The following is a 13,307-nucleotide window of genomic DNA, read 5'->3' on the forward strand; positions in this document are numbered from 1 at the left end:
TAAAATCGATTTCACGCTGCCCACCGCGCCGAGCGCAGAATTTTCACTTGATCTAGCAGTCGGAGCACTTTCTGAGCTGGTGCACCTAACATCCATTCTCCCCTCAGAAATGGAATCATGCCGTCTGGTGCATTGTTCTGAGAGTGCAGTTGCTCTACGTCGAGCCAGTCCATCCCCACAATTCGATCGACTGCCAGCCCCAAAATCGTGTCTTGGTCTTCCACAGCCACGATCGGGATTTCCGGTCTGTCTGTGTTCAGAGGTGTTTGGTCTCCCAGAAATTGGCCGAGGTCTGCCACCCAAATCACTCGTCCTCTCATATTTAGCGTACCTAAAAGCAAAGAGGAAACGTTGGGGATCGGTGTCATGCGGTCTGGGGACGGGGCTAGTACCTCTCTAATCCCTGTGGCCGGCAGTGCGAACTCGTTCCCCGAAGGAACATAGAACCGCAGGTGCAGCTCGCCTTCGGGAGTTTCTAGTTCTTGGAATTCCGGAGCCGGATCTACGCCTAGTCCTGGTAATATAAAGTCTGGGCTGCCGCTAATCATCATTCTGACACCTGCTTTCTAGCAAATTGTTGACGTTTCCCGCCAAGAAAAACCCGATCGAAACTTCGACGATCGAAACTTGACACAGCCAAGCTTGACACAGCCAAGGGGTGAATGGCGCGACTGCCGGAGGTGCTTGGCAAGAGATTTGCTCCGTCAAGAATTGACTGCAATCAATAATTCACGCGACCTTTGCTGACAAATTAGCTCAAATCGACTACGAACAATTAATTTGGAACCCCTAAAGCTTCACTTTGTACTCCCACCGCCGTCTAAATTGGTAAAACTCTGGGTAATTTCTGCGATGAATGCTAAACCGGTACTCGGATTAGCGACGGGTTGTTGACATGGCTGGTGTCGCGACAATCATGAACGGAGTCAGTTAAGACTGAGAATGCACTCTCCGACTTTGTACAGAAATACCTAGCAATTAGTAGCTCTGCGCATCGGTTTTTCGGAGCGGCTGCAAGTGGAGAACAAGTATATTATATTTGCACTTTGAGCCTGTTAGACCCACTTGGGTGGAGAAATTGAACAGAGTTTTACCGACGCCCTCATGCCAGCGCGCGGATTTATACATTCTAGTTTATGCTGCGCTCGCCAATAGTTCCCGCGAGCTTTCTGTTTGTGGGGGTCGAGACTCGATCTAAGTGCAGGTACAAGAAAGCTCCCACAATGCCACCGATGCGAAATTTATTTCTCTTCTAATTCGTCTTCTAGCGAGCGGTCTAATAATCTTTTCGATATATTGGCCAGAGGGTAGCCCGGACCCACATATTTTTCTACCAGCATCAATAACTCGCTTTCGCCAAAAGGTTTGGTGTAAAAGTCTGTAGCTCCGGCCATGCGAGCTTTAACGCGGTCGATAAATCCGTCGATGCCAGTCAGCATAACGATCGGGGTCTGCCGGAAAGCGCTAGAATTGCGCAGCATAGCGCAAATTTCGTAGCCGTCGAGTTCTGGCATGGCGATGTCACACAGAATTAAATCGGGTTTGAGTTGAAAAACCAAACTCAGGGCTTGGAGGGGATTGCCGATCGCCGTCGCTTCGTAACCGTGTTCATTTAAAATTGACTCGACTGTTTTGCGAATAATCTTGTCGTCGTCAATGCAGACCACTCTGGGAGCCTTGGTTTCTGGGGACGACCATTCTTTTTTGTTGTTGGCCGGGGCTACTGATGGCTCGTAAAATACTTGCACCAATCCCTGCTGCACGAAGGGGTAAATCGCCTTAGCGACAGTCAGCACGTCTCGGTTGAGGTAGCGCGCCATTTGGCGGATCGAAGTGTGGCCGTCGGCCCAGCGTCTGAGAGTATTAAAGGTATTGACAGGCAGCGCGACTCGCAGCTCGGAGGGATCTGAAATCACCGGGCATTGGTTGGGCGACTGAATGTGAGGGTGAAACTGCTTCCACTGCTGCACCTGTTTGACAATCTTGGCCAGCAGCGAGCTAATTTCTAAGCTGGTCAGTTGAGGAGCCAAAGCTGGGCCCATTTCAAAAGTGAAGGAACCCTGGTGGAGGCTGAGCAAGTCAAATAGGGTTTCGTGGATCATGCTCTGGATGATGTTGCGCCCTTGAGCTGGGGTGAGGATGTGGTTTTCTAGCAGGGCCCACAGGTAGCCGTATTCTGGGGCATTGGTAGATGCCATATAGGGAACTTGGATTTTGTCGAGGGCGGTATCTGCTTTGTAGCGCCGCAGGTAGTCGCGCAAGCGAAACAAACTGCCCGCACTCTGGGTAGCGTAAATAATCTGACCGTTGAAGCAGAAGACATACCAGGATTGTCCTGCAAGGGAGCGCAGGGTAGGTTGAGTACCCGTGCTGCTGCTGGTGGAGGTGTAGGCCTCTACGAACAGTTCTCCGGTTCGCTGACCTAACTCTATCAATTGCAGGATGCTGCGGATGTCAATTTCACTCAAATTTCCCTGCATGCAGCTAAAGTGTCCTCCTTCTTAAAACCGTTGGCGTCTGAGCTCGGAAAGACTGTGTGCTGGCGCAAAGATTGACTTTAGTTTCCGTCAATAATTTACGCACTTATGCCCATCTCACAATTGGGAATTGACGAAAGGGCGATACTTGCTGCCTAAGTCGGCCGCGCTACCAGTCCACAAGCTGAAACCGCGAAACTCGCGGCATTCTCTAAGTGTAGAGTTTCATCTTGTATTCCCACTGTTGCCTAAACTCGTAGAATCCACATCGCACAATTGCACGGGCACTTCGAGTGTGCAACGCTGGCATTCCCGACTGCTTCAAGTCTTCGGTCGCCAAAGTTTTGAAGTTTTTGGCTGAGTATGCCGTCAGTTTATCCAACGCATCTTTGCGTAGGTCAACTTCAAAATACCGAGGATTCTCTGGTTTTACCGCTGCTACCAGCAGCAAGTGCCGATCGATCCCCGAGGGGAACTTGAGGCTAGTCTGTTGGGTTGGATGAGTTGCGCTCAAGGTTTTTTTTGGCTTTGCCACAGCCCTAAAATCAGGTGCAGTCAAAATGAACCTTTGTTGGCAATTGTCAGGAAAACCTTCACTGCCGATCGACCTTTTTGCTCGCCCGCGGCTCGCGTCATAGGCTCGCGTCATTACCCTATTCTAAGGCAGCGCGGTTCAAATCCCCCCTAGTCCGCCGGAGGATAGCGCTTGCTTGGGGGCAGCGAGGGCTTTTTTCACGATCGAGCCGCAACTAAAGCCTGGTACAATCAATAGAAAGTTTTTGACGGACTGACCTTTTTCAGCTTTAGGCTATGGCAGTCCCCGCAGTTTTGCTAGTCTTTAATCAAGCGGCATTGATTCTGCTGTCTCATTCGTCCAGAAAGCGGGCGGCGGCCGTGCTTTCTGGACGATCTCCCGTGAAGCACTGCTATGCGTGAGTGCTGCTATAGTTAGGAAAAAATGCTATCCCCGGATTCGCGAAAGGACACCAAAGAGTAAGACTTAAGTGGCAAAAAGTAATCCTTACTTGCCTATACTTATTTACTTTACGTAAGTTGACTACAGATCGCACGCAGTGTTATCTTTAGTTGAGAACCTTTGGCGATCGGGGGATAGCCTACTTATCTTGGGATTAGCCGTCTACCCAACAGCGTAGTACGTAAACACCACTTATCTTTTAGGCCTTTAAGTAGCTTAAAGTAAGTTGGGATAGGTTTTACGAAGCAGAGGACTATTAGTGTGCTGTATCTAGCGGAAGTACAAAAACAGAGAAGCGGCTTTGGTCTCGGTGGCGGTAAGGCTGAACTGAAACTGCTAGCTTGTCAGCGGGGCGAACACAATTGGAGCGCCGTACCAGGCGATGACGCGATCCCAGTTGAGGAAGCTAATAAGTTTAACGACGGCACGCTGGTGCTGGTGGAGTTGAGCGCTAGCAAGCAAGTGCAGCGGATTCAGGAGGCGGCCCGCCAGTTGGTGAGCATTCTGCAAAATTTCTCGCGCTTGCAGGACAAGTTTAAGGATAAGGAAGAGGAAATTGAACAGTGGAAGGCTTCTCTGACGTTTTCGAGTCAGGAACTCAATCGCCGGGAAATGGAAATGCAAGCCCGCGAAGAGCAGTTGGCTCAAATGGAAGATGAGTTGGAGCGACTGGAGGCTCAGCGCTCGGAAATTGAAAATACTCGAGATGAAGCTAACCGACTGCGAGAAGAGGTCGATCGCAGCCGCGTGGAAATTGAGACCGCTTGGGAACAGTTGCGGGGCGAGCAGCAGCGGGTGGCCCAGCAGCAGTCTCAGGTTCCGCAGGGGGCGGTGGTTGATGAGCAGCAGACCCAGAGGATTCAGGAGTTGATGAAGAAGCTGGGAGGGGCAATTGCTTCGGCCCAAGGGGTGCGGGAACAACTGAATCAGTCTTTTGGTGCGGTGGGGGCTCAGCAGGCAATTCTGGATCAGCACTGGCAGCAGTTGGAGCAAAAACGGGCAAACGCTCAACAGCAGCAAGAAGAGGTCGATCGACAAAATCAGAGCCTCCAAAACCGCTGGCAGGAGTGGTATCAATCTCAAGATGCTTTGGCGCAAGCTCGGGCGGATCTTAAAGGGCAGCAAAGTACCCTCAGCGCTAAGCAGGAGCAGGTTCAGTCGGTGTCTTTGCAGGTGCGGGCTGTTGAGGATCTCTACCAGCAACTTTCCAGGCTCGCATCTGCTTCGGGTGGTGCGGGTACTGAGCAGAGAGTAGATGTGTCAGCCCTGGAGAAGATGCCGGTTGAGGAGTTGCAGGGGCTGGTGCAACACCTGCAACAGGATTTGGAAAAGGTGTTCCGCTTTGTTAACGATCAAGAGGAGGAGTTGACTCTGCAGCGGGAGACAATCGAGGAGCTGCAAGGGAAAATTCAAGCTGCTAGCGAGTACGATCGCATGGCTTTGGAAAATGAAATGGCAGATGAACTTGAAAGTTATCAAATGTTGAACGAAACTCTGGTGGGACAGCGCCTCCGGTTGCAGGAACGCGAAGATGTTTTGAAGCAGCATCAGGCGGTGCTGTGGCGGCGGCTGGGTACTGCTAATGCTCCAAAACAAGAGCGAGGAGATATTGATTTGGGGCCGATCGTCGCACAGCTCAATACTCAGCTGCAGCAGCAAAGCCAAGAATTGCAAAGACTGGAAAACGAAATTCAGCAAGTGCGGGAAGCCATATCCCAAATTGAGGCAAATGTCAACCGCCAAAATGGAGAAAGTGAGGCGAAACGCTACGAACTCAAGCAGTTAGAGCAGAATTTGTTCAACCAGAAAGGTGCAGTGGCGGAACTCTGGGGCCGGGTGAATGTTTATCAAGAAATGTTGCAACCGGTGCAGGACAATTTGAAGGGGCTGCGCCAAAAGCTGGAAGCGGTCGGGGGGGAACTCGATCGCGTGCAGGAGACTGGAGAGGAGCAAGATCGGGTAGTTTCTGATTTGCGGCAAGTCCTTTCGGGTTTGATAACAGCTTAAAATTTAATATCTAAAATTATCGAAGGGTGTTCGACTCGACCGATCGCTCCTCCAGGAAATGGATCGGTTTGCGATCGGTTGGGCGCTACGATTAAGCTGGTTAGTTTTTCTACGCTTTCAAAGCTGGGTGCTGAGGGCAATATTTGTTGCAGTAGTTGCCGCATTGCCCGCCGTTGCAATGCCAGGGGTGCTTCGCGCAAAATTGGGCGATTTAACGTGACGGGAAGTTGAAAATTCACCTGCGGGCTGTCTGCAATTGGAGACATTGCTCGCTGTAGCAAGTCGCTGGCTGCAAGTTCGAGATATTCTACGTCGGCGCGGAGGAGTTCGGCTGTTTGAGCTAGCGCTTGTTGGGCTTTTGGGTTGAAATGAGTTTCTAAATAAGGCAATAATTCCGATCGAATGCGGTTGCGAGTATATTGCAAGTCTTGATTTGTGGAATCTTCCCAAATTGGTAGTTTTTGCTCTTGACAAAATTGACCTGTTTGCGATCGAGTTATTTCCAGCAAGGGACGAACTAAATAGATTTTAGATTTTAGATTTTGGATTTTCGATTGGGAATTTTCATCCTGATTTTCCAATCGAAAATCGGCAGATATTTGGGAGTTGGGATTTTCGCCGGAATTCCCCAATCTAAAATCTAAAATCGGCAATCGAAAATCGAGCAGGGGCCTCGTCCAGGTGAGGGCAGAAAGTCCGTCGGCGCCGCTGCCGCGAATCAGGTTGTAGAGGAGTGTTTCGGCGCGATCGCTGGCTGTGTGGCCTGTAACAATGTAGGGATAGTTGTGGGCGATCGCAATTTCGGTTAAAGCTTGATATCGCCACTTTCTGGCGGCTGCTTCTGTTTTGGGGATGTCCGAGGCTGTTTCCAAATAGTAGGATATTCCCCAGCTTTTAGCTAATTGTTCTACATGATTAGCCGAGGCTTCCGAGTCAGAACGCCAACGATGATCGCAGTGAAGAATCGCTAGGTTCCACCCCCATTTTGGCTGCAAATCTAGGAGTAATTTAATTAAACACAGAGAATCTTGTCCGCCGGATACTGCTACTAGCAATCGCTGATTTGATGGCAATATTTTTCGGTACAGCAGCGTCCTGTGAACTTGAGCGTGCAGGTGCGTCCAATTGGAAGATTCAGCCATGAGAGCAGTTTTTCATTAAGCAAAAATAAGGAAGTTAGACAACGAGCAGTATACGGGATTTAACCGAGGTATTTTTAGCAGCAAAGAAGGGGAAGCATCCCCCTCTCCCCATCTCTCAGTCTTTGCCTTCCTAGCTCCACATTCCTATACTTTGGGGGTCGCGGTCTGGATACCTAGAAATAGGAAAATGATTAGTTATTTCTGTTGAGTCACATTGATTTAATGGCTCATCTATATCAGTTTGATTTGAGCTATCTACGGCGTAGTTTTGCACGGTATCTGAGCTTTCGGCAGCGGCAGGAAGAGCTTTTTGCTCTTTGATTTCAGGTTCGAGCGGAATGAACTCCAGACGCATCCTAAGTTTTCCTTTTCTCCAGTCTTTACCAGCACTTAATAGCTCGCAATCCAAGCCGTCTGAAAATAATTTTTCGTCTACCAATTTTGACTGCATAATGGCCAGAAATTCGCTGACTTTGAATGTACATTGATACATCAAAGCGCTAGTAGGGGCAGACAAAACATCGTCTTCTTGGGGAAATATTTTCGATTCGTCCATATTAATTGTCCTTATTTTAATGAAGGAAGAAGGAAGTTCGGCAACGGATTTTGTAGCGGATGCAACGGATATAAAGACGGAGGTCAGGAAGACCGAAGTTAGAAGAGGGAAGACAGAAGTTAGAAGAAGGAAGAAGGCCCTTCGACTTCGCCATCGGGTAAAAAAAGCGAAGAAGGAAGAGGGAGTGAATTATTAGAATCTCGCTGGTTGAGTAAGGTGGGAATTGCCCACCCTACAACCGGAGATGATATTAATCCCGATCCTTTGACTTATCCTGTTATTCTGTGGCTGATTGGTGGATCGGGAATTAGAAAAACCAACCGTAGGAATGTAAACCTTTGCCTAACAGATTAACGCCTAGATAGCAAATCCAAACTACCACAAAACCTGTGGCGGCTAAAATTGCTGGGCGTCTTCCCTGCCAGCCGCGAGTGATGCGGGCGTGCAGGTAGGCAGCAAATACCAACCAAGTAATCAGCGCCCAAGTTTCTTTCGGGTCCCAACTCCAGTACGATCCCCAAGCTTCGTTAGCCCAAACCGCACCGGCAATAATGCCAACTGTCAGTAAGGGGAATCCTAAACCGATTATGCGATAGCTAATGTTATCAAGAGTTTCTGCTAGATTCAAGCGCTGGGGCGAGAGAAGTTCTGCGGTTTGAGTTGAGGCGGTTGATGGGGTTTGAACGGTTGCTAATTCGAGGACTGCGGTGGTGCCCAAACCGTTATTGTTGGAGTTGAAAGAGGGTTCGCTGAACACTAATGCGCTGTCGGCGCTGGTTTCTGCTTGAGGTTCGGGGTTTTGAGGGCGTTGGAGGCGGTAGTTGCCGTTGCGGTTGCTGTTGGTGCCGAAGGAACTACCGGTGAGTTCGATTTTTTGGCCGCGGGTGACGATTAAAAAGGCGATCGCCAGTAGCGCTCCTACCATTAAAGTTGAGTAACTGAGCATCATGACGCTAACGTGCATCATCAGCCAGTTTGATTTGAGGGCGGGCACTAGGGGTTCTGCTGATTGCATGGTTGCTGGCAGAGTCAGGGCTGCAAAGGCGGATATTGCCATTGCTACGGGGGATGTGGCTACTCCTACTAAGCGGGAACGGCTCATGTTTTCCGCGACTAGGTGGATGGCGGTGATTCCCCAAACGAGGAAAAATAGGGATTCGTAGAGATTGCTTAAGGGAAAGTAGCCGGCTTCTATCCATCGAGAACCGAGTAAAGCGGCGATGGATAGGTTGGCAACGGCCATTCCTGCGGTTCCTAGGGCTGACAGGTAGGGAATGCCGGGGAATGCTGCGCCAACCCAGTAAATGAGCATTGTTGAGAACAAAACGGCAAAGGAGATGTTGTCCAGCCAGTTCTGGAGTACGACCAGATCCATAAAAATTACTCCGGTAATGTTTTTACTTATTTTTGCTAACTAGATCGATCGTACTGGGGTTGGGCAGTTTTGGGTTTGGGATTTTGAATTTTTGTGGCAATTATGGGTGATTGGCGGTTGTTGAGGTGCGGGCGGGCGATCGACCCGAACAGGCTAATAAATACGTCAAACGCTCTCCCCCTAAGCTTCCTGGGTTATGGGGCGGTATTTGGTGCATCCGCCGTTGCTCGGAGGAGGTTAAGCGTGCTATCGGGGCGCGTATTCTTCTGGCGGCACAGAAGCGGATTGATGATGGTGGTTAGAGTCGATAGGAGCGTTACCACTCCTACCTCTCCTTCAATTAGAGTCGATGCCTGTGTTACCACGGGACACCTCTGGTTCAGAACGCGGACGTGCAGCTTTGACTGCATCCGGCTCCTAGTCTGACACCTAATAAGTCGGGTTTAACCCGCTGTTCGGACTCTCACCTGACCATGAACGGTCTGATGCTGGTGACATTCACGATGTAGAACTTCCAAATTTATAGGTTTCCAATTGTTATGGTTGCCGTCGATATGGTGTAGCTCTGCAATATCACCTGACATGAACGATAGATTAAGTAAGTCGGTGGAAATATTTACAAATATGTAACGAAACATTAAGTAGCCGGATTGGAGTTGAATTTAATACGTTCGGCAGTATGGTTTCCTTTTTCTGCTCTAACTTCTACTCCATGAATGACAGCATAAGCCAACTCTAATTCATCCTCAAACATTTTTCCAGCTAATTCATTCTTTTTGATATGTTGCCACTCCAATTCAATTGGATTCATTTCTGAACAATATTTAGGTAAAAAGAAGATGTATAAACCCTGACTTTCCCAATTCGACCATAATTGTTGGACTTTGCCGACATCGGTGTATCGGGCTGTTGTCTTGTACTATGACCCTGATTCGTCCCAGAGCCGCCGACTCTTCGGCTTCTTGATCCATCATCTGAATATAAGATTTTCGCTCGACTCCCCCAATCACCAAACCGTAAACAAAGCTGATTAATGGTTGAAAAAATCCGATAAAGCTTAACCTACGACCACGCCGCTTCGTTTGTTCTATCTTTTTTTGTTCACCTCGTTGATAATAAGTATAACCAGGCTCACTCGCCTGCACAAAATCCTGATTCATCTAAATACTTTAAGTCGATTTCTCCCGCCGCTGCCGCTAACTCCAACATATCTAGGTCTGAAGAGCTTGATTTTTCCTACTACGGGGTCTTGTTTGCCTTTATGACTTTTTCTGGCTCGTTTCCAAATGAGCCCCTTTTTTTAGTACCCGTCTTAATCTGTCGGAACTTAGATGTATTTTACGATCGCTCTCTAATTTTTGAGCTAATTGGGAACTGTTATATGTACGTGGTTCAAGTTTGAGGCATTTTTCTAAAAATACGATGTCTTCTTCACTCCACTTCGGTTTTCTGCCTCGACATGGTAATTCCCAAAGCCCTTCCATACCTAGCTTTTGCCATTTATGTAAGACCTCTCTCACTGTTTGTGGAGTCCAATTAAAATGAACGGCTATTTTCTCAACGTACCAGCCATGTGCATTTAGCCACCAGGACAGAGGCTCTGTCTTTGACTTTCTGTGGTACATCCTCAGTTCTAAGCTTTAATAGGGTTTGATCCTGTTGGGGAGTCAAAAATATTCTTAAACGAGCGCCCATATTTGAGTTACCTTGGTAGATACACATTCACATTTACATATTTTTACATAGTTTGGTTTTTTTGCACCTACCTACTTAAAAACATCGATCGCTAATCTTAATTCTGGGTCAAGGATCACGATTGAGTTGCCTGGTATAGCATTTCTCAGAAAGATGAGGTATGATCTAACTGACTTGAACGGAGTGAAAAATATAGAAACCTAAAATGTTATGCAGCTCTAATTAAATGGAGCGCTCTTCTAGCAGTAGTTCCTCACCCATAGCAGTCACTCGAATGACAACTATCAAGAATTTTAGCAAGTATCACACAGGAGTAAAAATGAAAACTTATTCGATTGATTTTAGACAAAAAATTATGGATGTGTACCATAACGAACCGCTGTCACAAAGAGCAATAGCTAACCGTTTTTGTGTAGCCCTAAGTTTTGTCCAAAAATTGGTTAAACAGTATCGTGAGACCCAAAATATCGCTCCTCAAACTGAGCGATGTGGAGTCAAATTAAAACTGAATGCAGAACAACTGCTAATTTTAGCGGAATTGATTGAAGCAAACAATGATGCAACTCTCGAAGAACTCCGTTATTTACTGTACCAAAAAATTGGTTTTACCATCAGCGTAGCAACGATGGGAAGAATGGCAAAACTCTTAAACATGACTTTGAAAAAAAAACTCTTTTCCCGTCAGACAAAGGCACTGACAGGGTTCTGAACCTGCGATACGAGTTCTGGCAAAAAATTAGAGAAGTTTGTTTCAAAGACTTAATATTCATTGATGAATGTGGAGTAAACTTGGCAATGGTTAGGTTATATGCAAGGGAGGCTAAAAGGTTCTAGAGCCAAGGGACCAAAACCGAATAAACGCGGAAGAAATGTCTCAATAATTGGAGCTATATCGGTCAAAGAAGTCCTAACATCAGTCAATTTAATAGGTACAACTGATGGAATTACATTTGAGGCTTTTATTATCCGAAAATTAGTGCCAAAGTTATGGAAAGGTGCTTGTGTAGTAATGGATAATTGTACTATTCATACCGGAGAAGAAATAGAAAAAGCCATCAAAAAGAAAGGGGCAAAATTAATATACTTGTCGCCCTATTCGCCGGACTTCTCCCCAATTGAAAATTTATGGTCAAAACTTAAAAATATTCTCCGTTCTATCAAGACGACTAATTATCGAGAATTAGCCAAAGCGATAGAGTTTGCCTTCAATCAAGTTACATTATCCGATATGAGGAATTGGTTTACTCACGGCTGTTATTGTACCTCATCTTTCTGAGAAACGCTATAGTGCCACGGCTCCTATGTTTCGTAGCACTTCGAGACGATGGTCGGTTCCAGCTCAACAATTCCCATCGATGATACGCACCCGGTAGGGAGCCAATAGTTGTGGTGATTGACCTGGGCTCACTTCAATTAAAGATGCCATCGCCTCTGCTGTTTCACTGACAATTGCTGCGCTTACACGCTTGTTCTACGCCGTTTAATTTGTCGTAAACAGAGGTAGGACTGACATTTAATTGTTGCGCCCTGGCTCGATAGGCCGCGTTGAGCGATGGGTAAATTCCACAGACGACCAAACTGATTAAATTGACTAAACTGAAAAATAATAATTCTCTGGTGTACTGAGCCAACAGTCCGGACAGTTTTGGTAGGGTAGTGGCGAGGAAAGCTATCCAAGGCTTAAAGTACAGTCATACAACAAAAGAGACTGTGCCATGGATAGCCTACAGAATATTCTAACGGACGCACTGACCACAGTGGGTCATTTCACAAACCGCAACGGACTTTTCTCCTCGCCTTCATCACGAGTCTGTTCGTGGTCTGTGGCCGAGCGAACTACACCAATTTAAGCCGCTATAGTTCTTTGTCAGAGCGGAGGATGCGGCGAAATCTGAATGCAGGTATCGGATTTGAATCGGTGAATAGTCATGTGATTAAGACCCACGGAAGTGAAGATGGGGTACAGCTTCTGGTGGTGGACGCAACATTTAATGAAAAAAGTGGTCGCCATACGCCCAATCTAGATCGGTTCTATAACGGCAAGAGCGGTCAAGTGGAGAAGGGATTGGAGTGGTCGGTAGTAGCTGTGGTCGATGTGCAACAGAATACGGCTTACGCATTATCAGCCCAACAGACGGAAGCTGGGCTATCAGAACGAGCCAAAGCCGCCGCCCTAGAGAATAAAGTCTGTGGCAATCGGGTCGATTTCTATTTGGGCCATCTCGCCCATTGCCAGACCGGTAGTGCCCGAACGAGTGCAGTATGTAGTGGCCGATAGCTTCTACAGCAAACGGAAATGGGTGGATGGCGTGGTGAAACTCGGGTGGAATTCCATTGGGAAACTGCGACAAGATGCCAACCTGAAATATCTATACAAAGGTCCGCGTCGTCCTGGTCCTGGTCGTCAGAAAACCTATGACGGGAAAGTTATCCCTTTAGAGCGTAACAGGGAGTATTTCACCCTAGCTAAGACCTGCGATGATGAATCGCAACTCTGGACCGCAGTCGTCTGGTCTGTTTCTCTGGAACGCCGCATCCGCTTAGTCTGCTTGGTTCGCATCGTAGAGGGGCAAGAACGTTACATTCTATTGTTCTCAACGGATGTAAATCTGAGCGCCAGCCACATCTTGGCTGATTATCGCGCTCGATTTCAGATTGAGTTTATTTTTCGCGATGCCAGACAATATACCGGAATGGTGGATAGTCAATCTCGCAATATTGATGCCCTAGATGCCCATGTTAATGCCAGTCTAACAGCCCTAAATTTAGCGAAGGTGACAATACGAAAAGAAGGAGCCGTCGAGGGGGAATCCAGGGCGGAAGTGGTTTCATTTTCGATTGCATCATTTAAACGAAAAGCGCTCATTGAGCATTTATTGGAATTATTTATCGCAATGTTTGGATTGGACCCAACTTGGATTAAATTAAACCCAAACTACCAAAAGCTCCTAGAATACGGCTCTCTCAGGGCTTGACCAACCTGAAATTTGTCCGGACTGTTGCTGAGCTTGAGCGTTGGCTTCAAAAATCCGATCGATGGCAGAGGGTGCGAGCACTCCTTCCATCAACCCTCTTGCCA

9 protein-coding genes and 3 pseudogenes are annotated in these 13,307 nt (G+C 47.5%); 4 read left to right on the forward strand and 8 right to left on the reverse strand.

Features of this window, described 5'->3' with window-relative positions:
• Positions 1-11: 11 nt before the first annotated feature.
• From QUA78_RS23780 to QUA78_RS23795, 4 genes are all read right to left on the reverse strand, one after another.
• Positions 12-545 (reverse strand): chemotaxis protein CheW, encoded by a 534-nt coding sequence (locus QUA78_RS23780; protein ID WP_172190500.1) that lies wholly within the window; start codon positions 543-545, stop codon positions 12-14.
• Positions 541-708 (reverse strand): hypothetical protein, encoded by a 168-nt coding sequence (locus QUA78_RS23785; protein ID WP_333305302.1) that lies wholly within the window; start codon positions 706-708, stop codon positions 541-543. Before QUA78_RS23785 ends, QUA78_RS23780 begins: the two co-directional genes overlap by 5 nt.
• A gap of 533 nt (positions 709-1,241) precedes the next feature.
• Positions 1,242-2,480: a response regulator gene (locus QUA78_RS23790; RefSeq protein ID WP_333305305.1), complete on the reverse strand. Its 1,239-nt coding sequence runs from the start codon at positions 2,478-2,480 to the stop codon at positions 1,242-1,244.
• A gap of 208 nt (positions 2,481-2,688) precedes the next feature.
• Entirely contained in the window at positions 2,689-3,126 is a 438-nt protein-coding gene (locus QUA78_RS23795; RefSeq protein WP_333305307.1) for a hypothetical protein, read from the reverse strand.
• Positions 3,127-3,714: 588 nt separating this feature from the next.
• On the opposite strand from QUA78_RS23795, the gene hmpF reads away from it, so the two are divergent.
• Entirely contained in the window at positions 3,715-5,460 is a 1,746-nt protein-coding gene (gene hmpF, locus QUA78_RS23800; protein ID WP_333305309.1) for a pilus motility taxis protein HmpF, read from the forward strand.
• Here hmpF and tilS read toward each other — a convergent pair.
• The 3 genes from tilS to ccsB form a co-directional block, all read right to left on the reverse strand.
• Positions 5,457-6,602 carry a tRNA lysidine(34) synthetase TilS gene (tilS, locus tag QUA78_RS23805; RefSeq protein WP_333305311.1) on the reverse strand — a complete coding sequence of 382 codons (1,146 nt, stop codon included), beginning with the start codon at positions 6,600-6,602 and terminating at the stop codon, positions 5,457-5,459. The genes hmpF and tilS overlap by 4 nt on opposite strands.
• 130 nt (positions 6,603-6,732) lie before the next feature.
• Positions 6,733-7,245, reverse strand: a complete 513-nt coding sequence (locus tag QUA78_RS23810) for a KGK domain-containing protein (RefSeq protein WP_333305320.1) — start codon at positions 7,243-7,245, stop codon at positions 6,733-6,735.
• Positions 7,246-7,465: 220 nt separating this feature from the next.
• Complete coding sequence (gene ccsB, locus QUA78_RS23815; protein ID WP_333305314.1) at positions 7,466-8,533, reverse strand: c-type cytochrome biogenesis protein CcsB; 1,068 nt, start codon at positions 8,531-8,533, stop codon at positions 7,466-7,468.
• Between the two features lie 110 nt (positions 8,534-8,643).
• On the opposite strand from ccsB, the gene QUA78_RS23820 reads away from it, so the two are divergent.
• Complete coding sequence (locus tag QUA78_RS23820; protein WP_333305316.1) at positions 8,644-8,835, forward strand: hypothetical protein; 192 nt, start codon at positions 8,644-8,646, stop codon at positions 8,833-8,835.
• A gap of 335 nt (positions 8,836-9,170) precedes the next feature.
• Here QUA78_RS23820 and QUA78_RS23825 read toward each other — a convergent pair.
• Positions 9,171-10,228, reverse strand: a pseudogene (locus QUA78_RS23825) (IS630 family transposase).
• A 319-nt stretch (positions 10,229-10,547) separates the two neighbouring features.
• Here QUA78_RS23825 and QUA78_RS23830 point away from each other — a divergent pair.
• Together QUA78_RS23830 and QUA78_RS23835 are read left to right on the forward strand one after the other, a co-directional pair.
• A pseudogene (locus QUA78_RS23830) lies at positions 10,548-11,504 on the forward strand (IS630 family transposase).
• Positions 11,505-12,203: 699 nt separating this feature from the next.
• Positions 12,204-13,203, forward strand: a pseudogene (locus tag QUA78_RS23835) (transposase).
• Positions 13,204-13,307: the final 104 nt, after the last annotated feature.

It is taken from the genome of Microcoleus sp. K4-B3 (genome assembly GCF_036704615.1).
Lineage (GTDB): Bacteria > Cyanobacteriota > Cyanobacteriia > Cyanobacteriales > Microcoleaceae > Microcoleus.

Coding starts and splice junctions, on each gene's coding strand:
- QUA78_RS23790 (WP_333305305.1), bottom strand. CDS start 2,480: ATGCAGGGAAATTTGAGTGAAATTGACATCCGCAGCATCCTGCAATTG.
- QUA78_RS23795 (WP_333305307.1), bottom strand. CDS start 3,126: ATGACGCGAGCCTATGACGCGAGCCGCGGGCGAGCAAAAAGGTCGATC.
- tilS (WP_333305311.1), bottom strand. CDS start 6,602: ATGGCTGAATCTTCCAATTGGACGCACCTGCACGCTCAAGTTCACAGG.
- ccsB (WP_333305314.1), bottom strand. CDS start 8,533: ATGGATCTGGTCGTACTCCAGAACTGGCTGGACAACATCTCCTTTGCC.